The organism is Acidobacteriota bacterium, assembly GCA_016715115.1.
Lineage (GTDB): Bacteria > Acidobacteriota > Blastocatellia > Pyrinomonadales > Pyrinomonadaceae > JAFDVJ01.
Genome location: JADKBM010000016.1, coordinates 959,117 through 978,666, shown reverse-complemented (window position 1 = coordinate 978,666; position 19,550 = coordinate 959,117). Strand labels below are relative to the sequence as shown.

Genomic DNA, 19,550 nt, shown 5'->3' with positions numbered 1-19,550 from the left:
AAGGGATTAAAACCGCTTTCCGCATTGATTTCGGGCATACTGTCGATTCTTTCCGTCTTCCCGAACGTCTTTCACAATCACTGGAGATATGCTACATTTCACATAAGGAAGCAGGAGATCCGAATGTTTTTGGAAGGCCAAAAGATCGGCGGCTACACACTCCTTCAAAAGCTCGGGAAAGGCGGTTTCGGCGAAGTCTGGCTGGCAGAAAAGCACTCGCAGTTCGTGACCAAAAAGGTCGCCGTCAAATTACCGTTCGAGGAACAGGTAAGTTTCGATGCCATTCGTCAGGAAGCCCAACTCTGGGAACAGGCTTCGGGGCATCCGAATGTTTTGCCGATCATCGACGCCGACATCATCGACGGTCAGGTTCTTATCGTGAGCGAATACGCGAACGGCGGTTCGCTGGCTGACAAGATCAGCCGTGACGGTCGCGTTGCACTCAAAGAAGCGGTGGGGATGACGATCGGAATTCTCAACGGCCTCGAGTATCTTCACAGTCAGAAGATCATTCACCGCGACATCAAGCCGCAGAATATTCTGTTGCAGGGCGATATGCCACGTCTCGCAGATTTCGGGATTTCGCGGGCGATGAGCACGACCGTCAAGAGTTCCACGATCATCGGGACCGATGCCTATATGTCGCCCGAAGCGTTCGACGGCAAACGCAGCATTCAGACCGATATCTGGTCGGTCGGGGTCGTTCTTTATCAGCTTTTGACAGGCGAATTGCCGTTTCCGCAGGAGCACCCGACGGAAAGAATGTTTGCGGTTCTGACCAAAGATTTCGAGCCGCTGCCGGCAGAAATTCCGGAGAGTTTGCGGAATATTGTCCGTAAGGTCTTGGCAAAAAAGCCCGAAGACCGGTACCAAACGACCGCCGAAATGCGCGATGAGTTGCAAAGTGCCTTTTTTGAAATCGCTCATCCGACGTCTGCGGCGACCGAAGTTCTAGGTATTCAAAGAGACGATCTGCCAACAGTTCCCGTGATCGAACCGGAGACGGAAAAGGAGACCATTGTTCGCCGGTCGAACATTCATATTCCTGCGCCGACAGAACCGGTCTTCGTGCCAAGGCCCCCTGCTGATATTCCGCGGCCGGACGAGCCGCTTCCATCCTTCTCGCCAGCTTTTTTGGAAGCCAAAAGCGGCCCGACCGTAGGAGTTACGAAGACAAGATCAGCTTTTCTAGCAGTTCTGGGCGTCTTGTTGGGCGTTTTGTTGCTAGGAGGAATCACGGTCGGACTTTATTTCGGTTATCAAAAGCTGCAAGGCGGCGGTGATTTAGGTAGGGCCCTGGACGAACGTTTCAATGGGCTGACGAAAAAGGAAATGGAACTTCTGTTGGAAGACGCGAACCCGGTCCTTCTAAAGCGCCTCGCTGAGAATTCCCAAGAGAAGAAGCAGCAGGTCGACAATCTGAAGCAACTGTTTGCGCTCGCGAGCGAAGCGCAGAAGGACAACAGCATCTATACCACGAATGCGCGGCGTGCGCTCGAGTTCATCGATTCGGCCGTTTGGGCCCAAAGCTACGATCAGGAGATCCGCAAGAACAAGGGCGCGACCGAGGCCTTCGGGCTCATTACCGAGGAGCAGATCAACGCCTTTTATGGAGAGGGCGAGCCGTCGGGAATATTCGGAAACTCGACCGCAAGGCGCCGCAAGGCGGAACTTGATCAGTTCGTTGCACTCAACATCGAGATAACGAAAAAAAACAACGCGGTGAAGGAAAACGCGCCGCCGAGCGAGGAGGAACTCAGACAGTACCGCCAGCAATTGGCGCAGGTAAAGATCTACGATGAAGAAGCGCGCCAGAAGGTCAAAGAAGGCGCGGTATCGCCTAAGTTCTTGGCGAAGACCGAGCTCCAAAGCAAGCTTCAGCGGGCGCAGTTCCTTGCCCGCCAGTATCAGGAAGTCCTTGCTAAGCGGACGGAAGTGACCGATGCCGACATCGCGAAATACATCGCGGAGCATCCGGAACTGAACGTCGCTGCCGGGAAGAAAGCGAAAGCCGAAGACGTCTTGAAGCGTGCGTTGGCCGGTGAGGATTTCGCAGCGCTTGCAAAGAAATTCTCGGAGGATCCGGGCAGCAAGGACAAGGGCGGACTCTACGAGGGCGTCGTCAAGGACCAGATGGTTCCGGAGTTCGAGAACGCGGCGCTCGCGCTTCAGCCGGGCCAGATGTCGCCGGCCCTCGTCGAAACGAACTACGGGTATCACATCATCAAACTCATCAAAAAAGGCGAAACTAGAGATTCGGACGGTCAGGTCAAACTATCCTACGACGTTCGGCACATTCTTCTTTCGACCATGGTCAAAGACCCTAATGATCCGAACGGCAAGGACGTGCCGGTTAAAGAGCATGTCAAAACCAAACTTCAAGCTGTTAAGGAAAAAGAAATCCTAGACAAACTGGTCGCCAGCAACCCTGTCTCGATCGCCGAGGATTTCACTATTCCGAGAGTTTCGGAAGATGACATTAAGAAACAGCAAAGCCAGTCAAATCCGGCGGGCGGCGGCAATTCGACTCTCCTGAAAAAATAGAGCCGAAGTTATCTTTTTCGCAAGATCGCGCCCGGCAGATTCCCCGTCGACTTTCCATTTTCCCAAACCGAAACGCCGTTGACCCAGACGGTGACGATTCCACTTGAGAACTTTTGGGGATCCGAAAATGTCGCGTTGTCGATCACATTATCGCGGTCGAACAAAACAAGATCGGCCCGGTAGCCTTTCTTGATCAACCCGCGGTCTTTCAGCCCCAAGCGTTGGGCGGGAGCAAAGCTCATTTTTCGGATCGCTTCCTCGAGCGGGAACCATTTGTTTTCACGTACGAAGCGCCCCAAAACTCTCGTAAAAGTGCCGGTCCCGCGCGGATGCCGGCCGCCGATCCCGCCATCGGATGAGACCATCGCCCAAGGCGCGCTGATGAAGTTCTTGACGTCCGACTCGTTCATCGAATTGCAGACCACGCCGGCGCCGCCGTCCTTGACGATCTGAATGTAAACATCTATCGGCGAGATGCCTTGCGACGCCGCGATCTCGGCGAGCGTCTTGCCTTCGTATTCACGGTGCGCGCGGCAGCTTGTCACCAAAACCTTGTCGGCGCCCCCGACGTTGCTCAGGCCTTTTTCGACTTCGGCGCGGTCTTCGTGTTTGCGCGACGGGACGAGCACCGTGATCGTCGACGCCCACGCCGTGTATGGATAAACGTCCGCCGTAACGTCGAATCCGTTGCGCCTCGCTTCATCGACAACCGCGATCGCCTCGGCGGACTTTCCCCAGACATTTCGGTTTCCGGCCTTGAAATGAGAGATCTGAACGGGCAATTTTGCCTCGCGCCCGATGCGGATCGCCTCTCGGACGGCGTCAAGAAGGCCTTCTTCCTCATCCCGCATATGCGTCATATAGATCCCGCCATAAGCCGCGGCGACCTTCGCCAGCGCGATCAATTCCTCGGTCGAGGCCGAAAATCCGGTATCGTATTCGAGCCCGCTCGAAAGGCCGAATGCGCCGTCCTTCATCGCCTGCTCCATAAGTACGAGCATTTTTGCGAGTTCATCGGGCGTGGTCTTACGCCGGTAATCGCCGTTCATTACCTGTTCGCGCAAGGTCGCGTGGCCAATGAACGCCCCGACGTTCGGCGCGATCTTGCCATTGAGCTTCGCGAAATAATCGCCCAGCGGAAAAGGCGATCCGCCGTCCGGGCCGACGAGTATGGTCGTGATTCCCTGCGAAACCTGATTGGCGGCCGTGCCTTCCTCGACAAGACCGTCTTCGGAATGATTGTGAATGTCTATGAATCCCGGCGCGAGTATCTTGCCGCCGGCATCGATCACGGCCTCGCTCTTTTTTGACTTGAGCGATCCGATCTTGATGATATTGCCGTTCTTCACTCGCACGTCGCCCGAATACGCCGTTCCGCCCGAACCGTCGACGATGGTCGCGTTTTTGATTAGAACGGTTTGCGCCGATGCCATTGACGCAAGCAAAACGGCGGCTGTCACAGCGGAAAACAACCTTCGAAGAATGGATCTCATACGCGAGAATGATATGCGAATTGCCCGCAACGGTTCAAACCGATAAAATGAATCATTAATTTATGAGCGAAAAACAATTTTCAGGAAAATCCGCGATCGTCACGGGTGGGACGCGCGGGATCGGAAAGGCCATTGTTCTTGAACTGGCGCGCCGCGGGTGCAGCGTCGCCTTCAACTATGCCAAAAGCGCCGATGAGGCGGAGCGGCTGAAAGCGGAGATCGAAGCGCTCGGGGTCAAGGCGTTCGCCGCTCAGTGCGATGTCGCGAACACCGAAAGCGCGGCCGAATTCGTCAAAACGGCTTCGGGCGAACTCGGCGGAGTCGACTTCCTCGTCAACAACGCCGGCATCACACGGGATACGCTGATTCTGCGGATGAAGGAAGACGATTGGGATGCGGTAATCGACACCAATCTCAAAGGCGCGTGGAATTTCTCAAAGGCCGTTCTGCGGCCGATGATGAAGAACGAAACCGGTGGTTCGATATTGAATATTTCGTCGATCTCGGGTGTCGTCGGAATGCTCGGCCAATCGAATTATTCGGCATCGAAGGCGGGAATGATCGGGCTCACGAAGTCGCTCGCAAAAGAGATTGCGAGCCGCAAGATAACCGTCAACGCGCTCGCGCTCGGGCTGATCGAGACCGAGATGGCGTCCGAAATGAATGCCGAGTTTCGCGAAAAGATTCTTGCGCAGATCCCGCTTGGGCGGCTCGGGAACGTCAACGAAGTTGCCGAGATTGCGTGTTTCCTTTTGTCGGATTCGGCGCGTTACATCACGGGACAGGTGATCCAGCCCGACGGCGGCCTGGCGATGTAGCATTATGGAATTTGTGAACGACGACGAAGAGCGTCCGGGGCTGACGCCGGAAGAGTTTCTCGCTGAGCGAAAGAAGCAGATGCGCCGAAATTCCTGGTGGAGCATCGGGGCCGGAGCATTTGTCGTCGCGCTCAACATCGCGCTCGCGGCCTATGTCCTGAATTCTCCGGATCTGATCGCCGAATTCAAGCTTGAAGGCCGCGGTTTCTTCTCGATCCTGCTTCGGAGCATTTTGTTTCTGCTCGGGATGTTCTTTATCGCCGGTGGAATCTGGGGGCTTTACGAGGCTCGTCGGCTGACGCTTGAAGATCTGATACCATCGCCCGAAGCGGTCGAGTTCTTCAGCAAGGCCGAGGGAATCGTTCCGGTCTACTCGTACATCATTCTCGGCTGCCTGATCGCGGTTTTCGCGGCGCAGTACGTGGTCGGGTCCGACGACCAAGGCCAGCTTCAATCGGTTCTGATCGCCGGACTGATCAAGCCTGACGTGATCACCAAGGGCGAGTACTGGCGGATTCTGACGAGCGGCGTGCTACACGCGGGGCTGCTTCATATCTATTTCAACGCCCAGGCGTTTTTCGGATTTGGCGGCCTCATCGAGATCGTGTCCGACCGTGCGCGGATGGCGATCGTTTTCGTGCTCGCGATCATCGGCGGAGCTTTGTTCAGCGCGCTTTTCACTCCCGAGGGCATCTCGGTCGGCGCGTCCGGCGGAATTATGGGATTGATCGGCTACCTCGCGGTTTACGGACAGCGCCGAAAACGCCAGCTGCCTTCGGGTTTTATGCGCAATATGCTGGTGAACATCGCTTTTGTCGCCGCGTTCGGACTCGTCGGTTACAAGTTCATCGACAATTTCGCTCATCTCGGCGGATTGCTCGTCGGCGCGGTTTACGGTCTGCTCACGATTCCCCGCGACGCCAAAGCCGATCCCCGCCAAATGAGCGCCTTCACCGACGGCGCCGGATTGGTCGCCTTGGGAATCATCGTCTTCATCAGCGTTTTCACGATCCTGATGATCACCGGACAAATACAGTTCTGATTGGAATCTGTCTGAGGTTTGATTTCGGAATTGTGATTTGTGATTGCGGATTTCCGGTTCAAAGACATCTGAATCCGAAATCACAAATCGAAAATCACAAATGGCTAGGGTTAGAGTCCATCAACACGTCAATCCGCTTGCGCCGTTCTACCGGTTCAGGCCGAAGCCGCTCGAGATTGCTTCGGTTTTCGAGCATCCTGAATCGCCGCTTCACGTCGATCTCGGGTGCGCGCGCGGACGTTTTTTGCTGAAAATGGCACGACTCGAACCGGCGCGGAACTTTCTCGGTGTTGAGATCCGCGAACCGTTGGTCGAAGAAGCGAACCGCATCGGCGCCGACGAGGGTCTGACAAATCTGCATTACGAATTCTGCAACGCGATGCTCGAACTCGACACGCTGCTCGCCCGGATTCCGGCCGGACGGATCGATGTCTTCACGATCCAGTTCCCCGATCCGTGGTTCAAGAAGAAACACGCCAAGCGCCGGATGGTCAACGAGCAGTTGGTTCAGACTGTCGCAGAACATCTCTCGCCGGGTGGCCGAGCATTTGTCCAGACCGACATCGACTTTCTCGCCGACGAAATGTTCGAACTGTTCCGAGGATGCGCTTCGCTCAAAGAGGTCGAATTCGCCGAAAATCCGTTTCCGGTAAAAACCGAACGCGAACAGGCGGTCGAGGAAAAGGAACTCGCGATCCACCGGCGGATCTTCTTGAAATGATTCCGAAAAGGCAAAAAAAGGCCCCGAACCGATAACTCGATTCGGGGCTTTAGGTTCGACGTACCGCAGACTAGTCGCTCAAACGAATCGAACGGATCATATTGCGGAACGTGGCGTTGTAGCTCGACTGCTCGTTTTGGGGTACCACCGTGACGATCGCGAACAACTGGCCGTTTCGAAGGAGCGTCGTGTAAACGGTCGCAACCTCAGTTTGATTCGTAACCGGCGAACGCCCGCTCAGAACGATCGAATAGGCCGTTCGCCCCGATATCGTGGTTCGCGTGTAGCTTCCCTGACGGCCGAGATAATTGTTGTTCTGCAAAACGCCGTCAACGTACGCTTCCGTCGCCTCGCCGAGGTCGCGGCTCTGTGTGTTCTCGATTCCGAGCAATGCCCCGCGAGTTATCCCCTGATCGCCGTAAGCTCCTTCGGGAGCAAAATCGACGTTGTTTTCGCCGGGGAACTCCTTCCAGTTGTCAGGGACGTTCATCTGGATCCAGTTGCCGCTCGAGTATGCCCGTGTCCGCGTTGAAGGAAGCGCAACCCGCGACGAATACCTGCCTTGATTCATCGTGCCCTGATTTTGCTGCTTGTTGCGTTTGTACTCCTCTTCGATCTCCTTCATCGACTTTGCCTTGGGCATCGTCCGGAACTTCGCCTGAATGCGCTCGAAGCCGCGAGTGAGCTTGTACGGGTTGTTGGATACGTTCAGCATGTCCGCTTCGCGATTGATATTGTCGTAGCGGCTCTGCGGATTCGGGTGCGTGCTGAACCAGTCCGGTCCGCCGCCGCCGCCGCTCTGTTTCTCGATGGTTTTGAACATATTCGCCAGATCGCGCGGATCGTAACCGGCGTTGGCCAGAATTTGCGCACCGAGCGTGTCTGCCTGCGTTTCGTATTCGCGGCTGTACGGCAGAACGAACAAACCGCTGTAGATCGTCTGACCGATCGCCGCGCCGGTTTCGCCGAGAACGATCGCGCCGCCGAGGATCGCGCCGATTCCGAGGATCTGATTCAGCGGATTGCTCTGCTGTGTCATCTGCGCGGTCGAGTGGCGAAGCATCGCGTGGCTGATCTCGTGCGCCATAACCCCGGCCATCTCGCCTTCGTTCTTCGCCGCCTCGATCATTCCGCGGTTGACATAGAGATAGCACGCCGGAAGGGCAAAAGCGTTGATGTCGCGCGCGTTGACGATCTTGAAGCCGCAATTGAACCGCTGTTGACGGTACTTTGCCGGGATCGCCCCTTCGAGCCGGTCGCCGACCATCGCCAGATATCTGGTCGATTCAGTATCGTTCAGGATCGGCAGCTCCTGTTCCACCTGTTTCGAATAATCCGCGCCGAGCTTTTGATCGTCCTCGATCTTGTATTTGTTTTTCGGGACCTTGATGTCCGTTTGCGAGATAACCAAAAGCGGCATCGCAAGCAACGCGAGAATCATTCCGAACGCCGCAAATCTCTTTCCAATTCCGTATTTTTTCATTTAGTCCTCCGTTGGGGCATGTCTTTCCGCAAGTTTAACCGATAAGCGCCGAAAGACCAAAAAGTTCAATTAGGATGACGTGAAGTGAAGGGCGAGTTTGCCGTAAGTTGCGATGCTTGCCGATAATCCTTGCCGTGTTAACATTATGTTAATTCGATGTTACATTAGCTCGCGGAACGGCTGTAACCGCTCGGATGGCGGGCATATAATCGTTGCTTGGCCAGAGTGTCGCTTCATCAGCGATCGATGACCGCGGGATTGGTTGCGGGTTTGTTGTTTTTGAGCCAATCGGAATTCAAACTACTTACGGAGAGTCTAAAAACAATGGGATTCAGTCTTATTCCTCGTGAGGACGAGTACTTCACGATGTTCGCGGATATCGGCGGCAAAATTCAGGAAGCTGCGACCGCGCTGGTCGATATGCTCAACGAAGATATCGAGAACTTCGAAAAGTACGCGTGGCGGATCAAGGATCTTGAACACGACTGCGACGAACTAACGCACAAAGTTACGACGAAACTCAACAAATCGTTCATTACTCCATTCGATCGTGAGGACATTTACTCGCTCTCGGTCGCGCTCGACGACGTCTGTGATTACATTGACGCCGCCGCCCGTGCCATCCTGATCTACAATATCCGCGATATCAACGAACACACAAAGCACCTCGGCCGAGTGATTCATAGCCTGTCGATGGAGATCAACTCGGCCGTTTTGCTGCTCAAGCACCCAGACGGCATCAATCAGCATATTGTCGAGATCCATCGGCTCGAAAACGAAGCCGACGACGCCTACTACCGCGGGATCGGAGAACTCTTTCAGAAGGAGACCGACCCGATCAACCTGATCAAACTCAAAGAGTTGTACGAGATAATGGAAAATACGACCGATCGTTGCGAAAGCGTTGCGAACATCATCGAGAGCATCATTTTGAAACACAACTAGCAATTTTGGATTTTGGATCCTGGATTTTGGATCGGTCGGCATTCTGACGACCTGACCAAAATCCAGGATCCAAGACCAAAAATCGAATTATGGAGCCAATAACTGTTCTCGTAGTTTTCATCATTGCCGTCGCGCTTGTTTTTGACTATACGAACGGAATGCACGACGCGGCAAACTCAATCGCGACAGTCGTTTCCACTCGAGTTCTTTCTCCCGCAGTCGCGGTCGTGTGGGCGGCGTTCTTTAACTCATCGCTTTTGCTGTTTTCGGCACGGCCGTTGCGAAAATGATCGGCGGCGGACTTGTCGATCTCAAGCCAATCCCAAGGGAGCTTCATCTATATGTCTTGCTCGCCGGCCTCATCGGCGTCATTACGTGGAACATCATAACCTGGTATCTGGGACTTCCGACGTCGAGTTCGCATGCTTTGATCGGAGGTTACGCCGGTGCCGCCGTTTGCGCGTCGGCGGTAGTCGGAACCGGCGGTTTCGGCGTCATCATCCCTTCGGGCTGGTATTTGACGTTGGCGTTCATCATCGGTGCGCCGCTGATGGGGATGACGCTCGGGTTGATAATGATGACGTCGGTCTTCTGGCTTTTCAAACGGACTCCGCTGGCCAAGGTCGATAAACTGTTCCGCGTCGGACAACTCTTTTCAGCGGCGGCCTACTCGCTTGGGCACGGTGGAAACGACGCGCAAAAGACGATGGGGATCATCACCGCGGTCCTCGTCGCGGGCGGGTTTATGGCGGCCGGAGAGGGCGGAAAACTACCCGAGATCCCGCTTTGGGTAGTACTCTCGGCGCACAGCGCGATCGGACTCGGAACGTTGACCGGCGGCTGGCGAATCGTCAAAACGATGGGCTCGAAGATCACCAAGCTCCAGCCGGTCGGAGGATTCTGCGCCGAAACCGGCGGTGCGATCACGCTCGCGATCGCGACGCACTTCGGCATTCCGGTCTCGACGACTCACACCATCACCGGCGCGATCGTCGGCGTCGGCGCGACTAGACGGCTTTCCGCCGTAAAATGGGGCGTTGCCGGCAAGATCGTCTGGGCCTGGGTGCTGACGATCCCGATGTCCGGGTTGATCGCCGCCGTGACGTATTTGATCGTCCTGATGATCCACAACTGGACGGGATTCTAACCGATTCGGGATTGGTGAATTGCAATTTCGGATTTGGCGGTTTCGGATCACTGTGGTTGCCGACGCCACAGGTCGGTTTTGCTTTCGAGTCTGACGCGCAGATTGCTACATCTTCGCCATCCCAAACCCAGATCGATCATTTGTCCTTTCCGCCCCAGTAAAAGGCGCGGACGACGAAGACATAAACAGCCAGAACCAAAATGCAGAGAATTGCAAAAAAGACTATGAACCAAGCCAGCGACGACATTATTTGATTTCCCCCTGAACGACCGATTCTTCGATCATCTCAACTTCTTTCGGTTCGAGCCAGCCGGCGAAAATTCCCGAGGTCCCGCTGTGCTCGAGCGCGTGTTTGTAAAAAACGGTCGCCAGCGCGACTATCGGGATCGAAAGAAAAACGCCTGCGATCCCGCCGATCTGCTCACCCGCCAAGACCGAAATGATGATCGCCAGCGGATGCAGATGGATTCCTTCCCGCACGATGCGCGGGTAGGTCACGTAATCGTGGACGATGCGCAGGACGATCAAAAAGACCGCGACATAGATGCCCGTGCGCGGCGAATCCGAGACGCCGGCAACGATGGTCGCGGTCAAACCGAGCGTCAACGGTCCGATCAACGGAATGAACTCAAGAATCCCTGCCATTATGCCGAGCAGCAATGCGTAATTGAGTCCGAACGAATAAAATCCGGCGGTGCAGAGAACGCCGATCAGAACGCATGATATCATCTGGGCCCGAGTGTACGCGGCGAGCGTCGTGTTGACGTCCGACAGAAACGACTCGGCCCGCGCGCGCCAGCGTCCCGAAGGGAAGACCCGAAGAAACGAGATCCTGAACAATTGAACGTCCTTCAAAAAGAAGAACGAGAGGATCGGAATCAGGATCAGCCAGGGAAGATAAGAGATTATTCCGAATGCAAGGGTTCCGAGAAAATCCGTGATCGTTACCGCGAGCGTGACGCCGAGATCGTTGATCTTTGAGGTGATCTGTTCCTGGAACTCCTTCGGGATCTTGTAATTCTCGTAACGCGTCGCGATCATTGTCAGGCTATCCTGAGCCGACTTCGCATAAGCGGGGACGTTTCCGGCAAATTGCCGCGCCTGATCCGCGACTCGCGGCGCGAGGTACGAAATGGCGATTCCGAGAACGCTGAAGACAACGATGTAGGCGACGCCGATCGCCAGCGAACGCGGCATCAGCTTGTCGAGTTGGCGCTCCTTGAACGGCCGCCGGATCAGACGCACCAACGGATCGATAAGATACGCGAAAAAGATCGCGAGGATGATCATAAAGATCAGGCTGCGAATCTGAAACAGGAGAAAGCCGATCGCGCTGATCGCGGTCGAAACGATGATGAAAGTAAGAACAACGCGCAAGACCGAACGCATCGGCGGCGTCGATGGGTCAACAAAAACACGGCGTGCGGTTTGACGCATTTCCCGGATCTTCTTATCTGGCATCGGTCCTTCTCCTTTCAGGATCATCGCTGACTTTCGATCTTCTCGACCGGTTTTGAATGTTCGGTGACGATAAAGCGCTTCCGCCACGTCTCGACGCTCTTGATATCGATCGCAAAGCCTGAGCCGAAGATAAACGCCTTGCCGTCATCGCTCGAAACCCGCCGGTTGATCTCGTGCGGCATCGACTCGCGCAGGAATTTGCGGTCCTCATCCTCAAACGCCTTCGCGTCTTTCCGCCGGATCACGAAAATGTAGTCGAAGCCGGCGTCCTTCATATCGGCGAGATCCTGCTCGAAACTTGTTTTTCGCGGTGCCAGCGTTTCGGTGGGGACGGATCGGTCGTTTCGCGTCGATTTAAGGATCGACTCATTGGGCTGGCAGCCGGCCAGCACGAGAATACAAATTGTGAGTGTAAGTACTTCTCTCATCGGACTTTGGTCGGTGCCTGAAGCGCGCCGCCGGAACGTCAAGGCTTCTCCTCCTCGTCATTCACCGGCTGGTTGGAATTGGCCGCGGCGTCGTTCCGTTCCATTTCTTCAAGTTCCTTGAGTTCTTCCGGTGTCGGCGGCGAGTCGTCAACCGCTTCCTTGGGCGCTTCGCCCTTCCGGTCGCGTATTTTCAGGAACCGCGCCTCGTCGTCTTCATAGACCATATCCGCCCAACCGCTGTCGAGCAGTTTGGCGACCATATCTTCATTCTCTTTCGCGTCGGTCATCACGTAACGCGCACCGAATTTATCGACGATCACCGGTCCCGCTTCTTCGGTTCGGCCCGAAGTGATGTCGGTCAGATCCTTGTAGAGTTCCGGATTCTTCGAATAAAGGTAATTGGGATCGAGGCCGTAAACGTAGGCGTGCTTGCGGTCGAAATAGAACATTTTCGGAAAATCATCCCAGTTGCAGTTGAATATCCGCTCGCCTTCAGGGATGTTCTCGTTGGCCCACGTCATCGCGCGCTGGTATTTGTCGTTCGCCTCGTTTCCGCGGATGTCGCTCAGCAACCCGATCTGTTTGATGCCGGCCAGCCAACTCAGCCACGGCGTCTTTTGGATCCGTTCGTTGGTGCTGAAATCGACACCGATGAAGTTGTAGAACATCACGCCGCCGAGCACAAGGCCGAGCGTCCATAATCCGACGGCTTTGAGCGTTTCCCATTTATGTTCTTTCTCCGAAGGCTTGGCGACGTCCAGAAACGGTTCGATGTCCCTCCGGAAGTCCTCGGGCAATTCCGCGGTCGCGGGCGTTCTGAATTCTTTCCAGCTGAACGCCGCGAACAGGATAGCAAACGGCGGAAAATACTCGGCAAAGCGTTTCGAACGAAACTGCGACATCAGCAGGATCGTCACGAACATCAGAAAGAACGACGCCTTTTCCGGGAGTTTCCCTTTTTTCGGCGCGAACAGGATGTAGCCGATGAGCATCGCCGCCAACGCGATCGGGAAATGCGTAAGCAACTCCTGACCGGTATAAGGGTACCATTCGCCGCCGACCGGTACGGCGAAGTCGGTGCCAATCTTGATCTTGGTCCAAAAATGCTCGAAGAACAGCCCGATGTTCTGCGGAAAGTACGGATTTATAAGATTTCCGAGCAGCATCCCGCCGGTGGTGTATGCGAGCGGCCGCCATTCGAATCGCCGCTCGTTCCAGCCGATGATCAATGTCCAGATGAAGGCGGCGATAAAGAGGAGCGGAAATAGGCTGTAGGTCCAGACGAAAGCGAACATCAGCGGCATCAGCCAGACATATTTCCGCTCGAACAGCAAATAAATCCCGATCACCGAAATGATGATCGTCAGCGGCGGCGCCTTCGCCATATTCATTCGGTAGAAGAATGGATTCGCACACGTCAGGAGCGCGAGCAGCCAGATCAGGAGATAGTCGACTCCGTATCGATACAAGAGCCAAAATACCGAAAAGATGGCGATCGATGAATAGAAGATCGCCGCGATCTTGGCCGCCGTGACCGGTTCAAAAAACCAGAGAAACGGGATCTGCATCAGATGGAAGAGAAAATGATGATCGGCATAATGCTCCGGCGCGAGCACCGTCAGCGGCAGCCATTTGAATTCGGGCAGCCAATGTCCCGCCTTGAAACTGTTCCACAGTTCCTGGCTCCAGCCGATGTGATAGTAACCGTCCCAGTCGCCGCAGCAGATCGCCTCGGTCGAATACTGAAGCCGCGTCATCAAGAGCGCGATCACGAGAAATCCGAACACAAGATAGACGATCCGGACGGCGGCGTCCGTCTCGAGCCATTGCCGCCAGGTCTGCTTCGGAGCCGATGTCTCGACGGGTTTTTCGGCGGCGATTTCGTTGTTTGTTTCTTCCATCTGAAAATGTTCAATTTTGGTGTTTTGCAAGCCGTTGCGAACGACAAATTCTACCAAAAAAACGGCTCGAAACCGAACAGCCGGCGACGTCCGTCAAACGAACCGTTTGCAAATCACCTGACCGCAACCTAAAATCAAGAGTTCGCCTATGTATCCGCAAGGAAATCTTTTCATTCCGGCAACAGTCGGCCGGCTGGAAGCCATCGTCAAAGAGCCGCACGGAACCGCGCGCGGGATTGGATTGGTTTGTCATCCGCATCCGCTCGGCGGCGGGACGATGCACAACAAGGTCGTGTTTCGAGCGGCGGCGGGACTTGTCGATGCCGGACTCGTGACGCTCCGATTCAATTTTCGCGGGGTCGGACTATCGGGCGGCGAACACGACGGGATGGCGGAAAAACAGGATGTTCGCGACGCGCTCGACTATTTGAGCGCGAATTTTCCCGGACTTCCGATCACGCTCGCCGGATTTTCATTCGGTTCGCGGATCGGAAATGAGGTCGGAATGACCGACGATCGGGTCGCGCGTTTGATCAGCATTGGAACTCCAGTCGACAAGTACGACGATTTCGATTTTCTCGAGGAGGCGCGCAAGCCGATCCTGTTCGTCCACGGCGACCGCGACGAATTCGGCGCGCTCGAGAATGTGCGCTCGCTGGTCGATCGCGTCGCGGAAAACACCGACGCCGAACTCGTATGGTTTGAGAACTGCGGTCATTTTTTTGATTCGCACCTGACCGACCTCCGCGCCGCGGTGAGAGATTGGGTCGTGCGAAAGAGTTAGTTTTGATTGCCCGCGAATCAGCGTGAAATAAGGCGTAAGTCGATTGCCCGCCGGTTTTCGCGAATCGGAACCAAGTTTCGTTGGCGGCTTTCGCGTCTTTTGCGGGATCCGAATCAGGAGCAGTTTTATGGAACAAACTACAGAAAGACTTCGCAACGCGGCGATTCGTTTGACGATGATGCCGCGCGATACGAATGCGCACGGAACTATTTTCGGCGGCGTCATCTTGAGTTACATCGACGTCGCCGGCGGCGTCGAAGCGGTCCGGCACACCGGTCACGATCGTTTTGTAACCGTCGCGATGAAAGAAGTCATCTTTCACGAACCGGTGTTTGTCGGCGATCTTGTTAGTTTCTATGCGACAACGACGAAGACCGGAAATACGTCGATCACGATCAAGGTCATCGTCGAAGCCGAACGCATCGGATCGCAGGGACACGTCGTCCGAGTGACCGAGGCGGAGGTCGTATACGTCGCGATCAATCAGTTTCGCGAAAAAGTGAAGATAGGGAAGTGATTCACTTTTGGGTTTTGGATTTCAAGGAAAATGCAGAATCCAAAACCGAAAATCCAAAATCGAACAATGCCAACCTGGAAACTTGAAATTGAATACGAGGGAACCCGCTATCGCGGCTGGCAGATCCAGCACAACGCGAAATCCGTGCAAGGCGAATTGATGGCTGTGGCGCACGAACTCTTTTCATCGCGCGTTGAGATCGGCGGCTCCGGCCGCACGGACGCGGGCGTTCACGCGATCGCGCAGATCGCGCATCTGAAGGTGCCGGAACTCAAGGCAAACGTTACTCCGAGGCAGATTCAGCACGGCTTCAACGACCTTTTGCCGCACGACATCAACATCAAAAAGGTTCTCAACGCGCCGGATGATTTTAACGCCCGCCACGACGCCGTTTCGCGGTCGTACCTTTACCAGATCTCGACACGCCGCACGGCGTTCGGCAAGAATTTCGTTTGGTGGATCAAGGATCAGTTGGATCCGAAAGCGATGCAGATCGCCGCCGAGATGCTTGTCGGACGGCACGACTTCGCGTCGTTTTGCGAGCAGGAAGAGGGCAAAAAGCAATCGACCACGGTCGTTGTCGAACGCTCGGAGATCTTCGTTGACGGCGATCTGATCTGTTTTCGCATCGCCGCCAGCCATTTCCTTTGGAAAATGGTCCGCCGCGTTACCGGAATGCTTGCCGAGGTCGGTCGCGGGAACCTCGGCTATGACGGATTTCAGAGGCTCTTGAAGTTCCCGTCGAACGTTCCGGCGAAATTCACTTCGCCGCCGTCGGGACTCTTTCTCGAAAGTGTGACCTACAAGGGCGAGAAGCCGGGGTTTGAGCCGAAATCCGTGTTTCCCGTGCGTTGAATCGGATCTTTTGCGTCTGGAAATTTCGCCCGATTTGTGCCAAAGTCAATAATTAAGATTTTCAAATAACAAAGAGGAGTTTTTCATTGGAAGCTATGCCGAAAATTACTGCTGAAACGGCTAACGGCACCGTCGTCTTCGAAGCAAAGGCGGGACGCAAACTGGTGCTTTGCCTTGAGGACAACGGTGTTGATATTTTGCATCGTTGCGGGGGAAACGCGCGTTGCACGACCTGTCGTGTCGAGATTCTGGCCGGCGATCCCGGTGAGATTCACGAGGCCGAACACGCGATCCTCGCGTCGAAGGCGGATCTCGGCGATCACACGCGTCTCTCGTGTCAGGTTCGCTTGCACGACGATCTCCGCGTGAAGGTTCTCCGACAGGCGAGCATCGAGGGCATTGATGCCGGCGGCAGGCCGGAAGAGTAATCTGCAAATTGATATTTGTGATTTGCGATGGTTTGAGAACAAGGAGAGGAATTATGTTTAACAAGAAAACGATCGGAGTTGCCGAGGCGCATTGCGACGCGCCGTGCGGTATTTATGATTCGGCTTCGGCGCGGGTTGCGGCCGAAGCAGTTTTGTCGATGACGAAGAAGATCCTGGATCTGAAGGTTCCCGAAGGCGGCGATGCGGCGGCATCGGCGGCGTACCACAATACGCTGACGCGTTACATTGTGGTCAAAGAAGAGCAGGCGCGTCTCGCAAAGGAAGAATTGCTGATCCTGTGGACAGATTACTTCAAGCCCGTTCACCTCGAAGCCTATCCGAACTTGCACGACACGTTCTGGAAAGCGGCGAAACTTTGCTCGGCGTGCAAGGTCGAGGTGAGCCTCGATCACGCGAACGAACTGATGGCGGCGATCAAGGAGATCCATGACATCTTCTGGGCGACCAAGAATCGTGAAGTCGCCTGGTATACGGCGGGCTAGTTCGATTCTGGATTTTAGACTCGGGATTCTGGATTGCGGATTGAACTTTGATTCGCAATCCTATATTTTTTGTTCAATTACCCCCAACGCCCGCTTTTTCGGCCTGGGAAAATTCGGAGGAATTTATCAATGGCAGCTAATCCCGGCGTCGAGCGCCGTCAGTACGAACGGGCGATCTTTGGTCTGATCGCGATACTGTTTCCGATGATTGTTTTGATCGGATTTTCGCGAACGTATTACCTGAAACAGTTTTTCCCGGCACCGCCGATTCCGTCGACGCTCGTTCATATTCACGGTCTGGCGATGACGCTTTGGATCGTCTTGTTCGTGGTTCAAACCTGGATGATCCGAACAAAACGCGTTGCGCTGCATATGAAACTCGGCTGGTTCGGCGCCGCGCTCGCGGCGGTGATCGTCGTCAGCGGCTTCTTGACCGGCGTCGCGGCGGCGAAATTCGGGTCGAATGCGACTCCGCCCGGGTTCCCGCCGCTCGGATTTCTTGTCGTCCCTTTCTTTGACGTCGTGCTTTTCAGTTTGTTTTTCGGCGGAGCCGTTTATTTCCGCAAACGACCGGCCGAACACAAACGGCTGATTCTTCTGACCGCGCTCAACTTTCTGCCGCCGGCCATCGGACGTTTTCCATTCGAATTCGTGTTGAGCGCCGGTCCGCTGGTGTTTCTCGGCGTGCCGACGCTTTTGGCGATAGCGTTTTTGATTTATGACCGTTGGCGAATCGGGAGCTTCAACAAGGTGTACCTGGCGGGCGCGATCTTGCTGATCGTCTCGTATCCGGCTCGGCTGGCATTGTCTGGCACCGAATTATGGATGACGTTCGCGGCTTGGCTGACAAGCTGGGCGGCATAGCGATCTCGGAATGGCGATTTGCGATTTCGGATTCCGCTATTGGAAACTGAGCCGAGATTTTCGGCGATTCAAATGCCAAACCCCAAATCCCAAATCCGAAATCCCAAATCCGAAATCCCGATGGACTCGCTTCCACAAGCTGATTGGTTCGAAAAGACCGCCTGGTTTCTCGGCTGGCGGGAGGTCTGGTCGATCGAAGGCGATTCGATGTATCCGGCCTTGCGAAACGGCGATCGAGTGCTGGTCTGCCCCAACGACGAGATCCGCGTCGGCGACATCGTGCTCGCAAATCATCCCTTCAAATCGAGCGTCAAGATCATCAAACGCGTCGCCCAGATTCTCGAAGACGGGCGCTATTTTCTGGTCGGCGACGATGCGCTGGAAAGCGTCGACAGTCGCTCGTTCGGGGCAATCAGGCCCGAGGATATTCTCGGGCGGGCGACTTGTCGATTTTAGATTTTGGATTTTGGAATTTGGATCTTTGGTCTTGGATCTTGGATCTTGGAATCTGGAATATCTGGAATATCTGGAATAACTGGAATCTGGAATATCTGGAATAACTGGAATCTTGGAATCTGGAATATCTGAAATCTTGGAATCTTGAATTTTCGATCTTGAATCGTGGAATCTGGAATTCTGGAAGCGCATCCCGAATGATAGAATGTATCCTTCAGAGGTTTTATGATCGAAGAAAAAGTGCTCATCGAGAACTTTGTTTCTCGGAAGAAGAAGGAACGGCTTAAGAAGCCGGACTGGTTGCGTATCAAACTCGGCGATCCGACGAATCAAAACGCGGTACTCAAACTGATCGACGGTTTGAATCTGCACACCGTTTGCCAAGAAGCGCGCTGTCCGAACATTTTCGAGTGCTGGACCGACCGCACCGCGACCTTTATGCTCGGCGGCGACACCTGCACGCGCCATTGCGGTTTTTGCGCTGTAAACAAAGGCAAGCCGATGGATCTCGATCCGCTCGAACCGTCAAACGTCGCTCAGGCAGTAGAGCATCTGAATTTGGCCCACGCCGTCATCACTTCGGTCAACCGCGACGATTTGCCGGACGGCGGTTCGATGCATTGGGCGGAAACGATCACGAAGGTTCGCGAACTAAATCCGACGTGCAAGATAGAGGTTTTGATTCCGGATTTTAACGGCGATGAAGAGGCGCTGAACAACGTTCTCGCCGCGCGGCCGGATGTTCTCAATCACAACACCGAAACGATCGCGCGGCTTTACCGGCGCGTGCGTCCGGATGCTAAGTATCAGCAAACACTTGAGTTGCTAGAGCGCTCGGCGCATTATCGTGACACGCAATTTCGCGGAATGCTGACCAAAAGCGGAATTATGGCCGGGCTTGGCGAGGAGTTTGAAGAGGTCGTCGAACTGATGCGCGATCTGCGGAAGGTGTCGTGCGACATTATGACCATCGGTCAGTACCTGCAGCCCTACGAAAAGCGGTTGCCGGTCGAACGCTACGTTACGCCCGAAGAGTTCGCCGAGTGGAAACGGATCGGGCTCGATCTCGGTTTCAAGCACGTCGAATCATCGCCGCTGACACGTTCGTCGTATCACGCGCGCCAGCAAACCGAGAGCGGCGAAGCGCCGGCAACGTAAAA

Annotated in this window: 19 protein-coding genes and 1 pseudogene; 14 read left to right on the top strand and 6 right to left on the bottom strand. The window is 54.9% G+C overall.

Annotated features, from left to right (window positions below):
- The first annotated feature begins 123 nt into the window (after positions 1–123).
- Positions 124–2,544 carry a protein kinase gene (locus tag IPN69_22200; GenBank protein ID MBK8813419.1) on the top strand — a complete coding sequence of 807 codons (2,421 nt, stop codon included), beginning with the start codon at positions 124–126 and terminating at the stop codon, positions 2,542–2,544.
- Positions 2,545–2,552: 8 nt separating this feature from the next.
- Here IPN69_22200 and IPN69_22195 read toward each other — a convergent pair whose 3' ends face one another.
- Positions 2,553–4,037 (bottom strand): D-aminoacylase, encoded by a 1,485-nt coding sequence (locus IPN69_22195; GenBank protein MBK8813418.1) that lies wholly within the window; start codon positions 4,035–4,037, stop codon positions 2,553–2,555.
- Positions 4,038–4,099: 62 nt separating this feature from the next.
- Between IPN69_22195 and fabG the strand changes: the two genes are divergently transcribed.
- The 3 genes from fabG to trmB all read left to right on the top strand — a co-directional run bounded on the left by fabG (position 4,100) and on the right by trmB (position 6,618).
- Entirely contained in the window at positions 4,100–4,855 is a 756-nt protein-coding gene (fabG, locus tag IPN69_22190) for a 3-oxoacyl-[acyl-carrier-protein] reductase (GenBank protein MBK8813417.1), read from the top strand.
- A 4-nt stretch (positions 4,856–4,859) separates the two neighbouring features.
- Positions 4,860–5,897 (top strand): rhomboid family intramembrane serine protease, encoded by a 1,038-nt coding sequence (locus IPN69_22185; GenBank protein ID MBK8813416.1) that lies wholly within the window; start codon positions 4,860–4,862, stop codon positions 5,895–5,897.
- Positions 5,898–5,997: 100 nt separating this feature from the next.
- Positions 5,998–6,618, top strand: coding sequence for a tRNA (guanosine(46)-N7)-methyltransferase TrmB (trmB, locus tag IPN69_22180; protein MBK8813415.1), 621 nt, complete (start codon positions 5,998–6,000; stop codon positions 6,616–6,618).
- Positions 6,619–6,688: 70 nt separating this feature from the next.
- Here the strand turns inward: trmB and IPN69_22175 are convergent, their stop codons facing one another.
- Positions 6,689–8,101: a M48 family metalloprotease gene (locus IPN69_22175; protein MBK8813414.1), complete on the bottom strand. Its 1,413-nt coding sequence runs from the start codon at positions 8,099–8,101 to the stop codon at positions 6,689–6,691.
- 324 nt (positions 8,102–8,425) lie between these two features.
- Here IPN69_22175 and IPN69_22170 point away from each other — a divergent pair, with 324 nt between their 5' ends.
- Entirely contained in the window at positions 8,426–9,046 is a 621-nt protein-coding gene (locus tag IPN69_22170) for a DUF47 domain-containing protein (GenBank protein ID MBK8813413.1), read from the top strand.
- An 89-nt stretch (positions 9,047–9,135) separates the two neighbouring features.
- Positions 9,136–10,193: pseudogene (locus IPN69_22165) on the top strand (inorganic phosphate transporter).
- Positions 10,194–10,439: 246 nt separating this feature from the next.
- On the opposite strand, the gene IPN69_22160 reads toward IPN69_22165, so the two are convergent.
- The 3 genes from IPN69_22160 to IPN69_22150 are packed head-to-tail and all read right to left on the bottom strand — an operon-like array spanning position 10,440 to position 13,983.
- Positions 10,440–11,654 carry an AI-2E family transporter gene (locus IPN69_22160; protein ID MBK8813412.1) on the bottom strand — a complete coding sequence of 405 codons (1,215 nt, stop codon included), beginning with the start codon at positions 11,652–11,654 and terminating at the stop codon, positions 10,440–10,442.
- Positions 11,655–11,674: 20 nt separating this feature from the next.
- Positions 11,675–12,082, bottom strand: a complete 408-nt coding sequence (locus tag IPN69_22155; GenBank protein ID MBK8813411.1) for a hypothetical protein — start codon at positions 12,080–12,082, stop codon at positions 11,675–11,677.
- A 38-nt stretch (positions 12,083–12,120) separates the two neighbouring features.
- Positions 12,121–13,983, bottom strand: coding sequence for a hypothetical protein (locus IPN69_22150; protein ID MBK8813410.1), 1,863 nt, complete (start codon positions 13,981–13,983; stop codon positions 12,121–12,123).
- Positions 13,984–14,131: 148 nt separating this feature from the next.
- Between IPN69_22150 and IPN69_22145 the strand changes: the two genes are divergently transcribed.
- The 7 genes from IPN69_22145 to sodX all read left to right on the top strand — a co-directional run bounded on the left by IPN69_22145 (position 14,132) and on the right by sodX (position 18,390).
- Complete coding sequence (locus tag IPN69_22145; GenBank protein ID MBK8813409.1) at positions 14,132–14,767, top strand: dienelactone hydrolase family protein; 636 nt, start codon at positions 14,132–14,134, stop codon at positions 14,765–14,767.
- Between the two features lie 127 nt (positions 14,768–14,894).
- Positions 14,895–15,284 carry an acyl-CoA thioesterase gene (locus tag IPN69_22140; protein MBK8813408.1) on the top strand — a complete coding sequence of 130 codons (390 nt, stop codon included), beginning with the start codon at positions 14,895–14,897 and terminating at the stop codon, positions 15,282–15,284.
- A 66-nt stretch (positions 15,285–15,350) separates the two neighbouring features.
- The gene (truA, locus tag IPN69_22135) at positions 15,351–16,139 is read left to right on the top strand and encodes a tRNA pseudouridine(38-40) synthase TruA (GenBank protein MBK8813407.1); all 789 of its coding nucleotides are present in this window, start codon (positions 15,351–15,353) and stop codon (positions 16,137–16,139) included.
- 95 nt (positions 16,140–16,234) lie between these two features.
- Positions 16,235–16,567: a (2Fe-2S)-binding protein gene (locus IPN69_22130; GenBank protein ID MBK8813406.1), complete on the top strand. Its 333-nt coding sequence runs from the start codon at positions 16,235–16,237 to the stop codon at positions 16,565–16,567.
- Between the two features lie 53 nt (positions 16,568–16,620).
- Positions 16,621–17,070, top strand: a complete 450-nt coding sequence (gene sodN / locus IPN69_22125) for a superoxide dismutase, Ni (GenBank protein ID MBK8813405.1) — start codon at positions 16,621–16,623, stop codon at positions 17,068–17,070.
- A gap of 129 nt (positions 17,071–17,199) precedes the next feature.
- Positions 17,200–17,934, top strand: coding sequence for a hypothetical protein (locus IPN69_22120; GenBank protein MBK8813404.1), 735 nt, complete (start codon positions 17,200–17,202; stop codon positions 17,932–17,934).
- A 120-nt stretch (positions 17,935–18,054) separates the two neighbouring features.
- Positions 18,055–18,390: a nickel-type superoxide dismutase maturation protease gene (gene sodX, locus IPN69_22115; protein ID MBK8813403.1), complete on the top strand. Its 336-nt coding sequence runs from the start codon at positions 18,055–18,057 to the stop codon at positions 18,388–18,390.
- Here the strand turns inward: sodX and IPN69_22110 are convergent.
- Entirely contained in the window at positions 18,387–18,638 is a 252-nt protein-coding gene (locus IPN69_22110) for a hypothetical protein (GenBank protein MBK8813402.1), read from the bottom strand. The genes sodX and IPN69_22110 overlap by 4 nt on opposite strands.
- On the opposite strand from IPN69_22110, the gene lipA reads away from it, so the two are divergent.
- Positions 18,616–19,548 carry a lipoyl synthase gene (lipA, locus tag IPN69_22105; GenBank protein MBK8813401.1) on the top strand — a complete coding sequence of 311 codons (933 nt, stop codon included), beginning with the start codon at positions 18,616–18,618 and terminating at the stop codon, positions 19,546–19,548. The two genes, IPN69_22110 and lipA, sit on opposite strands and share 23 nt — an antisense overlap.
- Positions 19,549–19,550 lie beyond the last annotated feature (2 nt).

Excerpts from the sequence above, each read along its gene's own strand:
- IPN69_22200 (MBK8813419.1), top strand. The coding sequence starts at position 124 with ATGTTTTTGGAAGGCCAAAAGATCGGCGGCTACACACTCCTTCAAAAG.
- IPN69_22195 (MBK8813418.1), bottom strand. The coding sequence starts at position 4,037 with ATGAGATCCATTCTTCGAAGGTTGTTTTCCGCTGTGACAGCCGCCGTT.
- fabG (MBK8813417.1), top strand. The coding sequence starts at position 4,100 with ATGAGCGAAAAACAATTTTCAGGAAAATCCGCGATCGTCACGGGTGGG.
- IPN69_22185 (MBK8813416.1), top strand. The coding sequence starts at position 4,860 with ATGGAATTTGTGAACGACGACGAAGAGCGTCCGGGGCTGACGCCGGAA.
- trmB (MBK8813415.1), top strand. The coding sequence starts at position 5,998 with ATGGCTAGGGTTAGAGTCCATCAACACGTCAATCCGCTTGCGCCGTTC.
- IPN69_22175 (MBK8813414.1), bottom strand. The coding sequence starts at position 8,101 with ATGAAAAAATACGGAATTGGAAAGAGATTTGCGGCGTTCGGAATGATT.
- IPN69_22170 (MBK8813413.1), top strand. The coding sequence starts at position 8,426 with ATGGGATTCAGTCTTATTCCTCGTGAGGACGAGTACTTCACGATGTTC.
- IPN69_22160 (MBK8813412.1), bottom strand. The coding sequence starts at position 11,654 with ATGCCAGATAAGAAGATCCGGGAAATGCGTCAAACCGCACGCCGTGTT.
- IPN69_22155 (MBK8813411.1), bottom strand. The coding sequence starts at position 12,082 with ATGAGAGAAGTACTTACACTCACAATTTGTATTCTCGTGCTGGCCGGC.
- IPN69_22150 (MBK8813410.1), bottom strand. The coding sequence starts at position 13,983 with ATGGAAGAAACAAACAACGAAATCGCCGCCGAAAAACCCGTCGAGACA.
- IPN69_22145 (MBK8813409.1), top strand. The coding sequence starts at position 14,132 with ATGTATCCGCAAGGAAATCTTTTCATTCCGGCAACAGTCGGCCGGCTG.
- IPN69_22140 (MBK8813408.1), top strand. The coding sequence starts at position 14,895 with ATGGAACAAACTACAGAAAGACTTCGCAACGCGGCGATTCGTTTGACG.
- truA (MBK8813407.1), top strand. The coding sequence starts at position 15,351 with ATGCCAACCTGGAAACTTGAAATTGAATACGAGGGAACCCGCTATCGC.
- IPN69_22130 (MBK8813406.1), top strand. The coding sequence starts at position 16,235 with ATGCCGAAAATTACTGCTGAAACGGCTAACGGCACCGTCGTCTTCGAA.
- sodN (MBK8813405.1), top strand. The coding sequence starts at position 16,621 with ATGTTTAACAAGAAAACGATCGGAGTTGCCGAGGCGCATTGCGACGCG.
- IPN69_22120 (MBK8813404.1), top strand. The coding sequence starts at position 17,200 with ATGGCAGCTAATCCCGGCGTCGAGCGCCGTCAGTACGAACGGGCGATC.
- sodX (MBK8813403.1), top strand. The coding sequence starts at position 18,055 with ATGGACTCGCTTCCACAAGCTGATTGGTTCGAAAAGACCGCCTGGTTT.
- lipA (MBK8813401.1), top strand. The coding sequence starts at position 18,616 with ATGATCGAAGAAAAAGTGCTCATCGAGAACTTTGTTTCTCGGAAGAAG.
- IPN69_22110 (MBK8813402.1), bottom strand. The coding sequence starts at position 18,638 with ATGAGCACTTTTTCTTCGATCATAAAACCTCTGAAGGATACATTCTAT.